This window comes from Rhodopila sp. (assembly GCF_965276935.1).
GTDB lineage: Bacteria > Pseudomonadota > Alphaproteobacteria > Acetobacterales > Acetobacteraceae > Rhodopila.
Genome location: NZ_CBDIBS010000004.1, coordinates 1,979,867 through 1,997,096, shown reverse-complemented (window position 1 = coordinate 1,997,096; position 17,230 = coordinate 1,979,867). Strand labels below are relative to the sequence as shown.

Below are 17,230 nucleotides of genomic sequence, written 5' to 3'. Positions count from 1 at the left end.
AAAATCCTTTCAGACGCGTTCTGGATTGAAGTCCGGCCGCACGCCGGAGCCGTAACGTTTCAGCGATCCCGTCTCACCCACCGCATTGGGGCGCTGGAAGATCCAGTTCTGCCATGCGGTCAGGCGGCCGAAGATGCGGGTCTCCATCGTTTCAGGACCAGCGAAGCGGAGGTTGGCTTCCAGGCCGGTCAGCGCATCAGCGGAAAATGAGGCGCGTTCCTCCAGGATTAGCCGCACCTCATCGTCCCAGTCGGTCTCGTCGTAGGCAAAGGTGACCAGGCCGAGCTCTTCCGCCGTGTCCGCGTCAAGGCTTTCGCCGAGCCGCCTGCCGGCGGCGTCCAGCGAGTTTGGCTCGCCAAAGAAACGGTTTGCCAGCCGGGTCAGAGCGTTTCCCATCGGATACGCACCAAAGTTCAGCGGCGATAGATGCAGATTGGCGGGGCCGCGATTGTCGCCCGTCAGGGTGCCGGCGAACATCACCGCGCGGTCGGCGGCGAACACCAGTTCCGCCAGCGTGCCGGCGAAGCAGCTTCCAGGTTCGATCAGCGTAATCAGGCTGCGCGCCGTCATGTCCACCCGCTTGAGCACGCGCTTGAGCAGCAGGCGGATCTCGCGCACCAGCCAGTCATCCTGATACTGTTCCAGCAGCGTATCCGCTGCCAGCACCTGCGCCGGATCGCCGATGGAACGGAAGACGATGATGCCGATGGAGGGCTCGTTCAGCCGCAGGTGCAGCAGCGCGTCGTCCAGTTCGCGCGCCAGCAGCAGCGGCCAGAATCTGGCTCCAGTGTCGTGGATGCCACGCAGGTCACCCGGCAGCTCCGCCGGTCCGCGCAGCGTGATGTTGGCCGCCCGTCCCGCACGGTCAAGCCGGACGTCAACATGCGAATAAGTGATGGCGTCGTCGGCGAATACGCGTCGCAGCGGGGTCAGGACAATGCCGGTGGTGCCGGACCGGTCCGACCGGGCGGCGAGTTCCAGGGCACGTTCATGCACCTTGGCTTCCCAGGCGGAAGGCGGAACGACCTCATCCACCAGCCGCCATTGTTCGGCGCGCTTGCCGCGCACACCTTCCTCGGTGGTGCAGAACACGTCGGCGCGGTCGCGGCGGACGCGGCGCTTGTCGGTCAGCCGGGTCAGTCCGCCGGTGCCGGGCAGCACCGCCAGCAGCGGCAGTTCCGGCAGGGAAACGGTGGAGCGGCGGTCGTCGATCAGCATGATGTAATCGGTGGTCACCGCGAGTTCGTAGCCGCCGCCCGCCGCGGTGCCGCTGACCGCGGCCATCCACGCCTGGCCGGAGTTGGCGCTGGCGTCCTCGATCGCCAATCTCGTTTCATTGGTGAACTTGCAGAAATTCACCTTGTGGCCGTGCGACGCCTTCCCCAGCATCCGGATGTTGGCGCCGGCGCAGAACACGTTCGGCTGGGCCGAGCGCAGGACGACCGTCTTGACCTCGGGATGTTCGAAGCGCAGCCGCTGCACGGCGTCGGCGAGTTCGATGTCGACGCCGAGATCATAGGAATTGAGCTTCAGCTCATAGCCGTCCATCAGGCCGCCGGCGGGATCGACATCCATGCTCAGGGTCGCGATCGCGCCATCAAAGGACAGTTTCCAGTGCCGGTAGCGGCTGGGGTCGGTCTGGAAGTCGATCATGTCGGGTTCTCCCTTGCCAGGGCGGCGATAAAGCGGGTGATGGCGGATAGCGTTGCCTCGGGTGCCTCCAGATGCGGCGCGTGGCGGGCGCCACTGATCAGTTCGACATCGATCGGGACGTGGACCTGGGTTTGCATGACCCGCAATTGCTCATTGCTGCCGTACGGGTCGTCGGCGCCTTGCAGCGCCAGGATCGGGACGCGGATTTCGGGCAGGAAGGCGGTGATGTCGAAGGCACGGAAACGAGGGTCCAGCCAGGCATCGTTCCAGCCACGAAATGCCATGTCCACATCGCGATGGTAGCGGCCGAGGCGCGCGCGAAGGTCGCTGGTTTCATACGCTTGCTTGATGTGCTGGATACTGGTGATGTTGACGTCTTCAACAAAAAAGTGGGCGGCGATGGTGGCCAGGCCGAGCAGAACGGTTTCCCGCTCCCCCGCCGCTGCCACCGGGTCATGGCTGGGCGCCTGGGCACGCGATCGCGGATCGTGCCGGCCATTTAAGATTTGCGGGACACCGCCCGACACAGTCATGAATGGCCGAACCAAACCTTCCTGACGCGCTCGGTCACTCGACGATGACACGGATGCGGGTGACGCAAGAGCGGGTGATATGGGGGCGGCAGTCGCAGCGGCAGACCCATGCGGAAACGCTCCGGCATATACCGTCGCGATCGACCCGCCGTCGGAATGCCCGATCAGCACCGCCCGCCTGATTCCTGCCGCGCCCAATACCTTTGGCAGAACCGTCAGAGCTTCCTGCTGCATATAGGTCATCGGGCGCGGCAGGGCGGTTGGTTCGGATTGGCCATAGCCGAAGCGGGAATAGGCAAACACGCCCCAGCCAGTGGCGGCGGCCAGGCGTTCAGGTACGTCACGCCAAAGCTCGACGCAGCCAAGGCCTTCGTGCAGCAGGACGAGCGTTGGCGCATCGTCCGGCCCCGGTCCCCACCAACCGGTTTCCAACCTGCCTTCAGGCAACGTGACGGTGCCAGTGCGCATTAGACCTTCCCCCATCAGACCTCCCTCAGGCGGAAGCGCTGGATCTTGCCGGTGGTGGTTTTCGGCAGGCTGTCGACGTATTCGATCCATCGCGGGTATTTCCATACCCCCACCTGCGCCTTCACATGCGCCTGCAGCAGCGGCGTCAGCGCGTCCCGATCGTGCGCGCCGTCCATCAGGATCACGAACGCCTTTGGCTTGGTCAGGCCATCGCGGTCCTGCCGCCCGATCACCGCGGCTTCCAGCACGGCGGGGTGGGAAATCAGCGCCTCCTCGACGTCGAACGGCGATACCCAGACGCCGCTGACCTTCAGCATCTCGTCACTGCGGCCGCAGAAGCGGAAATAGCCATCGGCATCGCGGGTGTAGGTATCGCCGGTATAGGTCCATTCGCCCTGGAAGGTGCGCCGCGAGCGGGCACGCCGGTTCCAGTAACCCTCGGCCGAGCTGTCGCCGCGCACGACAAGCTCACCGGTTTCGCCATGCCGCGCCGGACGGTCGTGTTCATCGATGACGCGCGCCTCATAGCCAGGGACCGGCTTGCCGCTGGTGCCGTAGCGAACATCGTCGGGGCGGTTGCTGATGAAGATATGCAGCATCTCGGTCGAGCCGATGCCATCCAGGATGTCGACGCCGACCAGCGACCGCCAGCGCCGCCCGATCTCCGCCGGCAGCGCCTCGCCGGCCGAGATGCAGCGCCGCAGCCGGTCTGATCCGGCACCGGCCATCAAGTAGGGGTTGGCGAGCAACCCTGCGTACAACGTCGGGACGCCGCCGAACAGGGTGGGATTATAGGTCCGCATGACCGCCAGCACGGCATCGGGCGTCGGCCGATCCGGCAACAGCACGGCGGACGCGCCGACCGACAGCGGAAAGGTCAGGCTGTTGCCCAGGCCATAGGCGTGGAACGCCTTGGCGGCGGAATACATCACATCGTCCGGCCCGATCCCCAGCACCTTGGCGCCATACGTTTCCGCCGTGACGTGCAGGCTGCCGTGGACGTGCCGCACGCCCTTGGGCGCGCCGGTGGAGCCAGAGGAATACAGCCAGAAGGCAACCTCGTCAGACGATGCTTCAGCCGCCGGCGTATCCGGATCACCACTCGCCAGGAAGGCTTCAAACGCCATCGCGCGGCCATCCGTCAGCGCCGGGTCGGACCCGTCGGGCTGTGACACGATGATGGACCGGATCCCGGCCGCGTTCCGCAGCGCATCGCCCACCGCCTCCGCTACCGGCGCGGACGCCACCACCGCGTCGGCTCTGCAATCCGTCAGGATGAAGCCCACCGTCTCCGGCGTCAGCAGCGTGTTGATCGGCACCGGGATGACCCCGGCCCGGAGCGCACCCCAGAAGGCGATGGGGAAGTCGATGGTATCCTGCAGCAACAGTACAAGGCGGCGTTCCCGCTCGATCCCGGCGCGCCGCAAGGCGCCGGCGAAGCGGCTGCTTGCCAACTGAAGCTGCCGGTAGGTCAGCAACCGCCAGGGGTCCTGGAACGCCAGCCGCTCGCCGCCGCCATCCTGGGGATGCCGATCAACGAACCAGTCGACCGCGTTGCCGTTTTCCATCTGTTCCTCATACCATCAGCTTACGGGGCCTAAACGCAGGTTGGACCAGCGCGCGTCGAGGCCCGGCAGCCTGCGCCTGTTACCGGCGCACATGCACTATATTGCATGTTGCCGGCGTCCGAAAGAGCCTGTTGTCACCATTCCGGTCTTACAGGATCGCAGCTTGCCGGCGATAGAGTTCCTTGACCGCCTCGCGCCGGACCTTGCCGGTTTCCGTGCGTGGGAACGCCGGCAACACCACAAGCTGAAAATAGGTCACCTGCGCCCGGATGATCGGCGTCACAAGCCGTACGAGGTTCGCCCGGTCGGCATCCGCTGTCGTTTCGATGGCCACCAGCATGACCCGCGTCTCCAGGTGATCGTCGATACTGGTCACCAAGGCATCATGAATGCCGTCAATCGCCTTCAGGCGCTGCTCGATCGGGCCAGGCGCGATCTTCAGTCCACCGATATTCAGCATGTCGTCGGCTCGGCCGAGCACGACCAGCTTGCCCTTGGATGGCTGAAAACCGACATCGCTGGTGTGAAACCAGCCGTTGACGAACACCGACCGCGTCAGCTCCGGCGCGTCGAGGTAGCCGTCCGTCATCGTATCGGTCCTGACCCGTATCAGGCCCGGTTGGCCCATCGGCATCGGCTTGCCGTGTTCGTCCACGATCCTGACGCGGACATCCGGAAACAGGGTGCCGACATCGTCCGCATCCACGATCGATATGCGGTTCACCTCGTTGGAACTGTAGGTGACCACCATATGCTCGGTCAGTCTCGCCCGCGCCTCCTGCCGGAGCCGTGGCGGAACGGCGGCGCCGATGACGTCGAGGTAAAGCCTGAACGGGCCGCCATGCGGCGCCGCTCGCATGCAACGTTCCAGGTCTCCCGCCACGAACATCGCATAGTTGCCGACGCCGGCGGCGATCAGGTCGAACATGACGTCCGCTCCGGTCAGATGGATTGTTCCGCCGAGCTGCAAGGTTAACAGCGCCCGCGCGTGCGAGGCGCGGACCGCGAAGTTGTAGAGGCAGAGATAGTCAGGGTGTGACGTGACCCAGTCCGGCGCATGCAGCATGGCCTTCTGGATCACGCCTTGCTGAACGCGCTGTATCATGCCCATGACCTTGGGCACGCCCGTGGTGCCGGATGACTTGATGAGGCGCACCATGGCGTCCGGTTCCGGCGAATAATCGAGTTCATCGAGCCGATCTTCTTTCACCGGCCGATCCCTGACATCCGTCAGCCAATCGAGCGGCGCCGCGAGCCGCTTGTCCGCTGCCGACGCCGGTAGCGGATGCGAAACGATGATCCGGGCGCACAGCCGGTCCAGGTGGGCGGGCGGCCCGAGTTCCGACAGCGTCAGGGACAGGGTGGGGACGCCCAACGCCTCGGCCGCCAGCAGGATCAGCAGGTGCAGGAGACGGTCGCCCAGTTCCACGCCAAGGACCTGGCCACGCCTGACGCCGGCCGCGGTCAGGTCATCCATGACGGCCAGGACATGCGCCGCGAGATCCTGATAGGTCACGCGGACGCCGCGATGCTCGACCGCGATCGCCGCCGGCCGCCGGCGCGCGTACCGCCCGAGGCACCGGCAGGTGGAGTCTTGCCCGCCAGCCAAGCCTGGATCGAAATTCCGATATGCCATGCGCCATCCTCATCGCGGCCCTTGTGTCCGATGCCGCTAGGTGGAAGTTCCGGCGCCATCGCCGCTTTGATCAACGAAGATAGTTTCTTGCGCAATCGGTTTTTCCGTTGCCGGATCGTTCGCCCCTGGATCGACGACGGCAAGGCCCGAACCGGTCGCCGTCGGACTGGCGGATTCCGATGGACCGTGGCAGGCTCACCGCGTCCAGAAGAGCGGGGGAACGCCATGGTCACCTTGGGAAGCGGCGACTACATCTACGAACCGGTGGAAAACTGGGGCACAATGCCGCCAGGCTGGTCGTTCAAGGAGATCGGCGGCATTGGCGTGGACAGCCAGGACAACGTCTACGTCTTCAACCGCGGCGAGCACCCGGTGATCGTGTTCGACCGCGACGGCAACTTCCTCCGCGCCTGGGGCGAGGGCGTCTTTCCCCGCGCGCACGGCATCTTCGTCGCCCCCGATCAGACCCTGTGGCTGACCGACGACGGTGACCACACCGTGCGGCACTGCACCTTGGACGGAAAAATTCTGCTGACCCTCGGCATCTCCGGCAAGCCCGCCCCGTTCATGAGCGGCGAGCCGTTCCACCGCTGCACCCACACCGCCATGGCGCCGAACGGTGACATTTACGTCTCGGACGGTTACGGCAACGCCCGGGTCCACAAGTATGCGCCCGATGGACGGTTGCTGATGTCATGGGGCGGCCCAGGCACCGACCCTGGCGAGTTCAACCTGGTGCACAACATCACCTGCGACGCCGACGGCTGGGTCTACGTCGCCGACCGGGAGAACCACCGGGTGCAGGTGTTCGACGGCAACGGCCGGTATGAGACGCAATGGAACAACCTGCACCGGCCGTGCGGCCTGTTCATGCCGGCGGGGAAATGTCCGATCTGCTACATTGGCGAACTCGGTCCGGTTCAGCCAGTCAACCGCAACACGCCGAACCTCGGCCCGCGCGTCTCCATCGTCGACAACACCGGCAAGCGGCTAGCTCGGCTGGGTGGCCTTGGCCCTGGCCTTGGGCCGGACCAATTCCTATCGCCGCACGGCCTGTCGGTCGACAGCCGCGGCGATATCTATGTGGGCGAGGTGTCCTGGACCAACTGGCCGCAGACCTTTCCCAATGAACCTCGGCCGGACAATCTCCGGTCGCTGCGGAAGTTCCGGAAGCTGGGGTAGTAATACCAAACGACTCATGAGGTGACCGTTTTTGCCCAGTCCCGTGTGGCGATTGATCGGATACGCTCTGGTGCGGCGATGAGTTTGTTCCAAGCCACGCAGCATGCGTCGATGATCGCTTCAGAGGTTGCGTAGACGCGGTTGCTGAGGTCGTTCTGTCGCAGGAATTCCCAGACGTTCTCGACGGGGTTCAACTCCGGCGAGTAGGGCGGCAGGTGCAACAGCCCGATATTCTCGGGCACCTCCAAGCGGTCGCCCGTCTGGTGCCATCCGGCGCCGTCCAGCGTCAGCACGGCGAACGCACCTTCGGCGACCTGGGTGCTGATTTCCTGCAGGTGCAGGTTCATCGCGTGGACGTTGGCGTGCGGCAGCACGAGCCCAGCCCCGACGCCCCGCGCCGGGCAGACCGCGCCGAACAGGTAGGCCCAGTGGTAACGCTGATCCCGCGGTGCTGTGGGGCGGCTGCCGCGTTCCGCCCAGATGCGGGTCAGGCTGCCTTGTTGACCAACGCGGGCTTCGTCCTGCCACCAAAGCTCGATCGGCTTGCCGTGCGCGGCCGGCGGAATGGCAGCCGCGACCAGTTCGGCAAAGTTTTTTTATGCGCCTGCTGCGCTTCGGCATCCGCCTTGGGATGACGCGGCCGAACCGAGATGTGGCTGAACCCCAATGCCGACAGAATCCGCCCGACGCTGCGCTCATCCATCAGGACAAAGAAGCGCGCCAGGATCCGCTCCCGCAGGTCGCACAACCGCCAACGCACGACGCCATCTTCAGCAACAGTCGGCTTTTTGCCAACCCAGATCGCCAGTTGCGCCGTCTCCTCGACAGACAGTTTTGCCGCCGCCCCGCCGCCATGCGGACGGTCTGATAGACCCGCAATGCCGTGCTCGTTATAGCGGATTACCCAGTCGCGCAGCGTTTGCCGGTCCATCCCGCAGGTGTTCGCGGCATCCGTCCGGTTATGACCTTCCAGCACCAGCGCCAGCGCCAGAAGTCGCCGCGCCACCGGCGCCTCGGTTGTGCGGCCGGCCTGCCAGCGCAGTGCGCCGGCATCGTGCTCCCGTCGCGTGATCTGTATCGTCATGGCTGTTCCACCCGTCATCAAGCTGGACCAAACCACCACAACGCCCCGAGCCGGCGGAAATCACGTACGAGTCAGCTCATTTGTCGGTTGGTATAAGTTCACTTCACCATCCACAGTTTCAAGAACGCCAGTCGTCTTTGTGCCTGACCTCAAGAAGGAACTGAAATGGCATTAAGGTTTCGTAAGCGGATCATGTCGCTGAACCTTGTTCGGGACGATCCGCTGCTTGTTAAAGTGAGGTGAGGTTGGCGTTCCGCCAGCCCTGCACGCCGTCAACGACGATCCGCGGGCGGCCGTCATCGAGCGAGAAGATGGCCGGGCGCTCCAGCTCCAGCATCCATCCCGCCACCAGTAGCATGTGCATGATACGGCCTTCGATTTGCCGGGAATGGGTTCCCACCAGCAGGTAGGCAACCCGCTCCCGCAAGACCGGCAGACAGTTGGCAATAAGATCGGCCTCGCCGCCCTGGATGTCTACGTGCAGCAGATCGATTCGGGGGTGCGACGCCACTACGTCCGCCAGCGGGATCATCGGCAACTCGTCGTATTCTCCGGATTGCGCGGCCGAATGGCATTGTTCCGCTGTAGCGTTGAAGATCGGCTCCAGCCCCCACTGCACGCCGGCTTGTTGCTGGCGGGGAAACAACGCAATACCGTGGGCCGGCGCCGCGATCCCGCGACGCAAAGTCACCTGGCCTGGCGCAAAGCCGTTGGCTGCACAGGACTCGCGGGCAAAGCCGATATGTCCTTCGTCGCCCTCAATACCGATCAGATGGACATCCAGCCCGGCACGCCGCGCCGCAACCCCGGTATTGTTCATCCAGCAGCCCCAGCCGCAGCCGAGCTCCGCGACAGTGAAGCTGCCACGTGCCAGGTCAATTGATCGTAGTGCGGTTCCCCATTCCGCGATGTCGGCGTGCCAGTTCGCCGGGATGGGGATACCCTCGACCTTGCCAGCCTGCCCCTGGAGAACAGTCGGGAAGAATTTCGGATCAATGAGCACGCCAAGAAAGTTTGTGAGGTAGCCGGGCACGCCCTTCAATCCCGACGCTGCGTGGCGGCGTATGACTTCCTGTGGATCAAACATAGCGTTGTAATGGTAAAACGGGCTGTTCGGCTGCGTGACTGCGGCCAGACGCGCCGCCAGCTTGTCACGCTCCTCGCGCAGCGTTTCGCGCTGATCTCGAACCCGCCGCACCTGCGGGATTCTGAGCGCGACCTTGCGAAGCAAGTCCATGGCGGAGTTATGCCCGGTGCGGAAGTGCGGCGCAATGCCGCGCCGGTTGGTAGCGTCTGTTGATACCGAAGCGTCCCGAACCCGGGCCGGAAAGATTTTCGTTAAAGACAGCAAGTTGCTCTGGAGACCGAACGCGGGAGCGGTCCGGGCATGTGCGACTAATCCAAGGAACGACCTGTTCGGACACAAGTAAATTGGACAACCTGGTGTATTCGCCGTCGCGGCTCAACTCAGCCACGTGCTGAGCACGCGTCACCGCGTGCCATGCGCAGCTGAGAGGTCTGGCACGCAGCCCCGGTGCGGGCGCAGCCGGGGCCGCGGCAGATCTCATATAGCCCAGGTATTTATCAGCGCTCTTTTACGGTGAACCGCTTACCCGCTGCGGCAATCCTACTCCGCCGTCCATCCACCATCCACCATCAACGCCGTGCCTGTTATCATCGCCGCCGCGTCTCCCGCCAGCAACACCACCGCGCCCATCAGATCCTCCACGGTAGCAAGGCGGCCAAGCTTGATGCGGCGCAGGACGTCGTCGCGAAAGGCGGGGTTGGTGAAGAAGGGTCTGGTCAACGGCGTATCAACAAAGGTCGGCCCAATCGAATTCACCCTGATCCCATACGGCGCCAGGTCGATCGCCATGGCCTTGGTCAGTCCCTCAATCCCATGCTTCGTCATGCAGTACACGGTGCGATTCTGCCCTCCGACATGCCCCATCTGAGACGACACGTGGATGATTGATCCACCCCGCCCGGTGGCGGCCATGCGCCGCGCCACTGCTTGCGCCACGAAGTAGGCCGCCTTCTGGTTAAGGTTGGAGATCGTGTCATAGTCGTCCTCCGTCACCTCCAGGAATGTGCGGGGCCGATTGGTTCCGGCGTTATTGACCAGGATATCGAATGGATCGGTCACGTCCACAGCGGCGCGCACAGCGATCAGCTCGGTGACATCCAGCACCAGCGCCGAGGCTTGGCCGCCCTCGGCTCGGATGTCCGCGGCCGCCTGGGTTATCTCCGACCCAGTCCGCGCAACCAACGTGACATGCGCGCCGGCGGAGGCCAGCGCCGCCGCGGCAGCCAACCCAATCCCCCGGCCGGCGCCGGTCACCAATGCGCGGCGACCATCCAGCCGCATCGAGGGCATCCGCGGTAGCGTCATACGCTGCGGTGATCCAGGAACTTCCATCTTGTTACCGCGGCTCCCGCGGGCGCCTTGATCAACGTTGAATTGGCACCGCCCGTTTGGCATATATCACAGAGTCGTCTTCCAGCCGAGAGGCAGTTGCATGAAGGCCATCTTCGCAACGGCGCGTCTTCATTATGGGCCGACCCGCTGTTGATGACCGGACCTTCGGTCCACCGCGGGTCGCGAACGAGCCCGAAGATCGACTTCAAATCTCGACTCGCGACGCTAAACTGGTTGGGCTAACGGGAAGTGCATGATAAATATACAACCATGAGTACGGGTAATCTATCTATATCAGTGATCATTCCGCTCTATAATGGAGCGCGTTTCATCACTCACGCGCTTGATAGCGTTTTTGCCCAAAGCATCAAGCCGATTGAAGTCATCGTCATTGATGACGGCTCGACCGATGAGGGGCCGGCGATCGTCGCGCGCTATGCGGCGCAGCAGCCGCTGCGCCACCTGCACAAGCCGAATGGTGGGCAGTCGTCGGCGCGAAACTTCGGCATCCGCCACGCGCAAGGGACGCTGATCGCACTGCTGGATCAGGACGACGCCTGGTATCCGCACCACCTGCGGGAACTTTCGCGTCCGTTTCAGGAGGACAATACGGCGACGCTTGGTTGGACCTACAGCAATCTCGACGAGATCACCGAGGACAACAGATTAAGGATCAGGTCCCTTCTGTCTGGTGGGTCCGCCGAACATCCCAAGACAGACCTGGAGAAATGTCTCGGCGAGGACATGTTCATCCTGCCTTCCGCGTCAATGATTTCCCGCTCGGCCTTCGATGCGGTCGGCGGCTTCGACGAAAATCTGATCGGCTACGAGGATGACGACCTTTTCGTCAGGCTGTTCGTGGCTGGATACAAGAACGTCTACATCAATGAGCCGCTGGGGCGCTGGCGGATGAACTCCACGAGTTCGTCCTATACCCCCCGCATGGCCAAAAGCCGCATGCTCTACGCACGCAAGCTGCTACGCTGCTTTCCTGACCAACCCGTCTTCAACCGCTACTACGCCCGCGACCTGATCGCGCCACGCTTCTTGCGCCAGGTGGTGGAGGAAACCCGGAAAGCCCTGCGTGCTGGCGATGCGCAGGCGATAGAAGCCTGCCTTCAGGACATCGCGTTCCTTGAGGCGCATATCTCTCCCGAGCCGAAACCCTATCCGCTGCGGGAGGAATTGCTCATCACGGCGGTCATCCCGCTGTACAATGGCGCTCGGTTCATCCGGGAAGCTATTCAGAGCGTGATCGGCCAGACGTTGTTGCCAGATGAACTGATTGTCGTGGACGATGGCTCGACGGATGACGGGCCGGATATCGTGACCGAGATGGCGCGGCACCATCCAATACGCCTTGTCAGAAAGCCGAATGGCGGCCAGTCGTCGGCGCGGAACGTCGGGGTCGACCATGCCCATGGCGACCTGATCGCTTTTCTAGACCAGGACGACGCCTGGTATCCCAATCATCTGGCCACGCTGGTCAAGCCGTTCCATGAGACACGCGGCATCGAGCTTGGCTGGACCTACAGCGAACTCGACAAGATCAGCGAGACAGGAGAGATCATTACCCGCGGCTATCTCGGGACATTGGCTACCACGCATCCCAAGCGCGAGCTTCGTTTTTGCCTGAAGGAGGACATGTTCATTCTGCCATCCGCTTCACTGATCTCTCGCAAGGCATTCCTGAGCGTGGGCGGATTTGACGAGCGGCTGTCAGGTTATGAGGACGACGATCTGTTCCTGCGGCTGTTTCAGGCCGGTTTTGACAACACCTATATCCCCCAGGCGCTGTCCAAGTGGCGCATCTACAAGTCCAGCACTTCGTATTCGCCGCGGATGGCGGTCAGCCGCGCGATTTATGCCCGCACGCTGATCCAGCGGTTTTCAGACGATCATGACATGGAAAACTATTTCGTTCGCGATTTCATCGCGCCACGCTTCTTCCGGGACATGGTGTCAGAGCTTCGGAAGGCGGTGCTGAAAGGCAGAAAGGATCAGCAGAAGGCCGCGTTCGACAATCTGGCGTTCATCACCGGCCACTTGTCAACGATCCGGCGCGTGCCGCTTCAGTTCCTGTTTCTACCGGCTCTCCGCGTTCCGCCCTTTGCACGCTTCATCATGCGCTACCGAATTCTCCTGTTCGCCTCCCTGCGTGGGCTGTTTCGACATCGCGGATGATTGGGCTTGACGCTTCGCCACGCTGGGCAAGAACCGTCGCATAGCCGAAGCCGCGCTTGGGTTCACCACCGCCCCGATCCGCGGGACATCGGCTTGGCGGAGCCCATTGCGAGTCCTCCACAGCAGGATGATTGTCCGGAGAATCACGATGCCGCCAACATTGGTAACGCCGCGTGCTTCGGCATCAGCATGGAGATTTGCCACGTGAATAGAATGACGCGCCTGCTGCGAACCACGGACCGTTCGCACCTTATTATCGAGGTTGGAGCAGGCTACAATCCGGTCGCGCCGAAGTTCGATGGATGGCGGACCCATGTCGTTGATCACGACTCCAGGGACAATCTCCGCAGGAAGTATGCAACGGCTGCCGTTGACATCAACCAGATCGAGGAGGTTGACACAATATGGACCAGCGGGCCGCTGCATGAAGCGGTACCGGCGACGCTTCTCGGCAAGGTCGACACCATCATCGCGAGTCATGTCCTGGAACACTTTCCGGATCTGATCGGATTCCTGCAGTCAGCAAGCCGTCTGGTCCGGCCGGGAGGCTGCTTGTCCGTGGCTCTCCCCGATCGGCGCTATTGCTTTGACTGCTTCAAATCCTGGACGACCACGGGAGACCTGCTCGATGCGTGGCAGCGTGGCTTAAGCCGGCACAGTCTCAAGACAGTGTATAACCACATGGCCTATTCGGCCACGATGGATGGACAGATCGCGTGGGGGCCTCGTCCCATCGATGCTCCGGCGCTGCAGGAATCTTTCCAGGCCGCGGCCGACACGGTGGCGTCTTTCCAGAAATCCGGCGACGGACCGTACCAGGACTTCCATGCTTCGCAGTTCACCCCGGCTGGGTTCGAGTTGGTGATGCTGGAACTGCGGGCGATGGGTCTGACCGACTGGCGCGTCGAGACGCTCGAGGGACCGGAAAACTTCGAGTTCTTCGTGTCCCTGCGCCAAACAAAAGGTCTGGCAGACGCTTCGGCGGATCTACGGATGCGTCGCCAGGCATTGTTGCTTCGTCAGTTGACGGAAACCCGGGAGCAGATCGATTTCATACTGCCGCCTGTCGCCCGGTCCGAACCGACCGCTGGTCAGCCTGATACGACCTATCAAGATCTCCTGGACAAGTTGGCGGAGCAGGACAGCCGGATGCAGGAGATGGCGGAGACGCTTCGCTGGCTGCGGGCGATGCTGACGCCGGTTAGATCGATCTGGCGGAAAGTTCGCCGGCCGCCTGAATGAAGAAGGCCCCGGGTGTAACCCGAGGCCTTCCAGTTCCGCATTGAAGACTTAAGGCCTACTGGTTGCCGAAGAGATAGTGGCCGTTCAGCGCCGTGGTGTCGGTCAGGTTGGTGAAGGTGATCGTCGTCGAGTCTGACAGGGTGAGGGTGACATGCCCGCTCGCGTTCGTGCCAACCGCGGATTTTGTCGAGTCGTAGCCTAACAGAAAAAGTGAGTCACTGGCATTGAAGTCGGTGATGGCATCCTGGCCGCCGCTCGTGGCCGAGGCGAAGAAGGCAAACGTATCGGAACTTCCGCCACCGGTGAAGGTGTCGGAGCCGACGCCGGCAAACAGCACATTCGGGCCAGAACCACCGATCAGGTCGGCTTGGCTGCCGGGGATGTTTCCGCCAGACAAGGTTGCCGCGGTGGTGGAGCCCGCGGCATTCAACGTTTCGTTTCCACCAAATGCAACAAGTATGCCGCCACCAAGGCTAGAATTGAAGTTCGTGACGCTACCCGATCCGCCAAAGATGGTGGAGGTTCCCGAGCCGTTTGTAAACGTGCCGGTGTTGGATTGATCGGCCGAGAATAACACGCCGCCGGCACCACCCGTGATCTGCTCGGATCCGCCCGAGCCGCCGACCACTGTCGCGGTACCCGCTCCGCCGACGAAGGTGAGGGCGGCAGAACCGCCAAATACGAGAGCATTGCTGCTGGCAGTGATCGTCGAAGGCGCAGTTCCCGTGCTGATCGTGTCATTCGCACCGGAAACCGTTACGTTGAGGCCGCCGGACCCGCCAACGATCAGTTCGTTGCTGCCGGCTGCCACGACGCTGGCGGCTCCCGTGGCCGCCACAACCGTGGTGCCAGATCCGGTGTCGTCGACCAGCAACAGGCCGTTGCCACCGAACACGGCCCCATTGCTGCCGCTAATGGCAATTGCCGCATTGGTCTGTCCCGTGGAGACAATCGCACCGCTGCCGGAAACGTTGGAGAACAAGGCGCCGGCGCCGCCGAGGATCCTGACGCCGGACCCGGTTGCGTTCACGGTGTTGGTGCCGTAGGTCGCGGCAATGAAGTCGCCAGTGCCGTTGGACTCGATCAAGTTGGCCGAACCAGTCAGGTTCGAGGCCACGACCGTGCTGGTCCCGCTGTCCGTCGCGACGGTGCCGGCTCCGTCGGCTATCACCACGTTGTTGCCCGCGCTGAAGGACAGCACGTAGTTGCCGCTGGCGGCGACGGTGTTGTTGCCGCCGAGCGGCGCGACCGTGCTCGCCCCGGATACGTAGAACGTGCCGCCGATCGTGCCGGCAATGATGTCAACGTTGCTCCCGGTCAGCGTGTCGCCACCCGGCCCAATCGGCAGGACGTAGTTGTAGCCGGCCGGTATGACCGCGTTGATCGGGCTGGAAGACTGGATCAGCAATTCGGTCGTGGTGCCCGGAACAACCGGCGCCGCGGGAAGCGTGGTGCTGCTACCCGAGACCGATGACACGCTCAGGTTGCCGGTGCTTTGCTCGGTAGACAGAAGATTGCTGATCTGCTGCGCCAAATGTAGAACGTCGCCCGTTCCCATTGACAGCGTGACGTTTGGACTGCCGGTCGCGGGCGACCCAGGAACTGTTACTGGCATCTTGTTCTCCGTCTATACACTTGACCACGATGCAAACCGTCATCCGGCACCATTCCACACCTCGACGTGCAATGGTTATCAAGTCTGGATTGCAGCTTACGTCACGGTGCCGAGCTGATGGTGGTTGGCCTCTGAGCAGGCGCAACATATACAATCCGTCACTGTTGACAAGATCAAATGTTCCGTTAACGGACTATTAACGTAGTCTTGCGTATTTGCAAAAAGCCATAATTCAGCACGCATTTTCCGAATAGAAGCGCAATTGGACCCAACAACATGAGGTCACCAAACGCAACATTATTGAACTATAAGAACCGTTCGAAACGACAGTCCGACAGGGGACAAGGACCGTATCGTTGGCATTCGGCACCGCAAACAGTGATATCGAATTGTCCTAGCTCAATCCAATCGTCTTGCACAACGATCGATACGCTCCAGGACCACGCCAGACACCACATACCCTCGCCACGACTTCGCTACATGCCAGTCGTTGCGAAAGAAGTGCTGAATGCTCGCTGTGTCACGAGTCTGCTTGGTAATGGCCGCAGCGGTGACAGATCCTACGCCGGCGCGGTACTCGCCGCTGGTACGGAATTGCCAGCCACCTCAACGGCTGCTGAACATGGTCAGCCATGGCAGCATCACAAATCGCTTGCCGCATCATGCACGCTTTCAGGCTTCACGCTTCCGTCGGTTGGATGATCTCGCGCAACCGACGGTCAGGTCGATCGGCAAGCACCAAATGGCCGGACGACGGTCAAATCCCGCGGAACAGAGGCCGCCGCTTCTCCATGAACGCGCGCCGCCCCTCGATGTAGTCCTGACTGTCGAAGCACGCCTTCACCAGACGTTCGCAGGCCGCCATGTCCGCTTTCTCGCCGCGCACCAGTTCATCCACCGTCCGCTTCAGCGCGTGCATCGTCATCGGCGCATTCTCGCCGATCGTCGCGCAATAGTGCCGCGTAAGGTCTTCCAGTGCCGTATCAGCCACGATCCTGTTCACCAGCCCCATCGCCTCGGCCTCGGTCGCTGAGAAATGCCGAGCGGTGAAGAAGATCTCCTTGGTGAAGGCGGGTCCGACGAGGTCCATGAGCTTCTTTACCCCGGATGCACCGTAACCCAGCCCCAATCGGGCGGCGGGGATGCCAAATCTTGCCGTATCGGTGGCGATGCGCAGATCACATCCTACCGCGATGGCCAGTCCGCCACCAATGCACCAGCCGCGGATCATCGCGATCGTCGGCTTGCCGCAGGCGATCAGCCGCTCGCTGGCCAGCCCGCTCACCTGGTCATAGTGCGCGTTGCCCGCCTCGGACGAGCGGGCTTTCTCGAACTGAGAAATGTCAGCACCCGAAACGAACGCCTGGTCCCCAGCGCCTTTCAGCACGATCACCCGCACCGCCGGATCCTGCTCGAACCGGTCAAGGATGCTGGGAATGGACTGCCACATGTCCAGTGATACGGCATTGCGCCGGGACGGCTTGTTGAAGGTTATCCAACCGATCGCCCCGTCGATCTCGGCCAGCATATTCTCGGTCGCGACTGGGACGCTGATGCGCGCGTTCATGACGAGTCTCCTTGCAAGGATCGGGGCGACGCGGCGGGAGTCGGTCGCCAGCCAGCATTGCTCAAGCCATTGGCGGCGA

At 62.7% G+C, this 17,230-nt stretch carries 12 protein-coding genes; 3 read left to right on the top strand and 9 right to left on the bottom strand.

All coding sequences use genetic code 11. The annotated features are described in order from the left end of the window. Nucleotides 1-9: 9 nt before the first annotated feature. From boxC to ACQY4S_RS25575, 4 genes are all read right to left on the bottom strand, one after another. On the bottom strand, nt 10-1,653 hold the full coding sequence (gene boxC, locus ACQY4S_RS25590) for a 2,3-epoxybenzoyl-CoA dihydrolase (RefSeq protein WP_428487988.1): 1,644 nt from the start codon (nt 1,651-1,653) through the stop codon (nt 10-12). Continuing rightward, nucleotides 1,650-2,654 (bottom strand): alpha/beta fold hydrolase, encoded by a 1,005-nt coding sequence (locus tag ACQY4S_RS25585; protein ID WP_428487987.1) that lies wholly within the window; start codon nt 2,652-2,654, stop codon nt 1,650-1,652. Before ACQY4S_RS25585 ends, boxC begins: the two co-directional genes overlap by 4 nt. Nucleotides 2,655-2,668: 14 nt before the next feature. Further along, a complete protein-coding gene (locus tag ACQY4S_RS25580; protein WP_428487986.1) occupies nt 2,669-4,222 on the bottom strand; it encodes a benzoate-CoA ligase family protein in 1,554 nt (517 codons plus the stop codon). A gap of 148 nt (nt 4,223-4,370) precedes the next feature. Beyond that, nucleotides 4,371-5,858 carry a class I adenylate-forming enzyme family protein gene (locus ACQY4S_RS25575; protein WP_428487985.1) on the bottom strand — a complete coding sequence of 496 codons (1,488 nt, stop codon included), beginning with the start codon at nt 5,856-5,858 and terminating at the stop codon, nt 4,371-4,373. 225 nt (nt 5,859-6,083) lie between these two features. Between ACQY4S_RS25575 and ACQY4S_RS25570 the strand changes: the two genes are divergently transcribed. Continuing rightward, on the top strand, nt 6,084-7,040 hold the full coding sequence (locus ACQY4S_RS25570; protein ID WP_428487984.1) for a peptidyl-alpha-hydroxyglycine alpha-amidating lyase family protein: 957 nt from the start codon (nt 6,084-6,086) through the stop codon (nt 7,038-7,040). Nucleotides 7,041-7,054: 14 nt separating this feature from the next. Here ACQY4S_RS25570 and ACQY4S_RS25565 read toward each other — a convergent pair. The 3 genes from ACQY4S_RS25565 to ACQY4S_RS25555 form a co-directional block, all read right to left on the bottom strand. Further along, a protein-coding gene (locus tag ACQY4S_RS25565; protein WP_428483117.1) for an IS630 family transposase occupies nt 7,055-8,124 on the bottom strand; the annotation gives its coding sequence in 2 pieces (ribosomal slippage) (nt 7,055-7,638 and nt 7,638-8,124; 1,071 coding nt in all). A gap of 229 nt (nt 8,125-8,353) precedes the next feature. Then, nucleotides 8,354-9,361: a hypothetical protein gene (locus ACQY4S_RS25560; protein ID WP_428487983.1), complete on the bottom strand. Its 1,008-nt coding sequence runs from the start codon at nt 9,359-9,361 to the stop codon at nt 8,354-8,356. A 390-nt stretch (nt 9,362-9,751) separates the two neighbouring features. After that, the gene (locus ACQY4S_RS25555; protein WP_428487982.1) at nt 9,752-10,492 is read right to left on the bottom strand and encodes an SDR family NAD(P)-dependent oxidoreductase; all 741 of its coding nucleotides are present in this window, start codon (nt 10,490-10,492) and stop codon (nt 9,752-9,754) included. 321 nt (nt 10,493-10,813) lie between these two features. Between ACQY4S_RS25555 and ACQY4S_RS25550 the strand changes: the two genes are divergently transcribed. Then, nucleotides 10,814-12,727, top strand: a complete 1,914-nt coding sequence (locus tag ACQY4S_RS25550; protein WP_428487980.1) for a glycosyltransferase family 2 protein — start codon at nt 10,814-10,816, stop codon at nt 12,725-12,727. Between the two features lie 213 nt (nt 12,728-12,940). Further along, the gene (locus ACQY4S_RS25545) at nt 12,941-13,969 is read left to right on the top strand and encodes a class I SAM-dependent methyltransferase (RefSeq protein WP_428488504.1); all 1,029 of its coding nucleotides are present in this window, start codon (nt 12,941-12,943) and stop codon (nt 13,967-13,969) included. 55 nt (nt 13,970-14,024) lie between these two features. On the opposite strand, the gene ACQY4S_RS25540 is transcribed toward ACQY4S_RS25545, so the two are convergent. Continuing rightward, nucleotides 14,025-15,584, bottom strand: a complete 1,560-nt coding sequence (locus ACQY4S_RS25540) for a beta strand repeat-containing protein (RefSeq protein WP_428487979.1) — start codon at nt 15,582-15,584, stop codon at nt 14,025-14,027. Between the two features lie 757 nt (nt 15,585-16,341). Next, nucleotides 16,342-17,151: an enoyl-CoA hydratase gene (locus tag ACQY4S_RS25535; RefSeq protein ID WP_428487978.1), complete on the bottom strand. Its 810-nt coding sequence runs from the start codon at nt 17,149-17,151 to the stop codon at nt 16,342-16,344. Between the last annotated feature and the right edge of the window lie 79 nt (nt 17,152-17,230).

Bases quoted from the DNA above. Each gene is read 5' to 3' on its own strand.
- ACQY4S_RS25585 (WP_428487987.1), bottom strand. From the start codon at position 2,654: ATGCGCACTGGCACCGTCACGTTGCCTGAAGGCAGGTTGGAAACCGGT.
- ACQY4S_RS25570 (WP_428487984.1), top strand. From the start codon at position 6,084: ATGGTCACCTTGGGAAGCGGCGACTACATCTACGAACCGGTGGAAAAC.
- ACQY4S_RS25540 (WP_428487979.1), bottom strand. From the start codon at position 15,584: ATGCCAGTAACAGTTCCTGGGTCGCCCGCGACCGGCAGTCCAAACGTC.
- ACQY4S_RS25550 (WP_428487980.1), top strand. From the start codon at position 10,814: ATGAGTACGGGTAATCTATCTATATCAGTGATCATTCCGCTCTATAAT.
- ACQY4S_RS25555 (WP_428487982.1), bottom strand. From the start codon at position 10,492: ATGCGGCTGGATGGTCGCCGCGCATTGGTGACCGGCGCCGGCCGGGGG.
- ACQY4S_RS25545 (WP_428488504.1), top strand. From the start codon at position 12,941: ATGACGCGCCTGCTGCGAACCACGGACCGTTCGCACCTTATTATCGAG.
- boxC (WP_428487988.1), bottom strand. From the start codon at position 1,653: ATGATCGACTTCCAGACCGACCCCAGCCGCTACCGGCACTGGAAACTG.
- ACQY4S_RS25575 (WP_428487985.1), bottom strand. From the start codon at position 5,858: ATGGCATATCGGAATTTCGATCCAGGCTTGGCTGGCGGGCAAGACTCC.
- ACQY4S_RS25560 (WP_428487983.1), bottom strand. From the start codon at position 9,361: ATGGACTTGCTTCGCAAGGTCGCGCTCAGAATCCCGCAGGTGCGGCGG.
- ACQY4S_RS25535 (WP_428487978.1), bottom strand. From the start codon at position 17,151: ATGAACGCGCGCATCAGCGTCCCAGTCGCGACCGAGAATATGCTGGCC.
- ACQY4S_RS25580 (WP_428487986.1), bottom strand. From the start codon at position 4,222: ATGGAAAACGGCAACGCGGTCGACTGGTTCGTTGATCGGCATCCCCAG.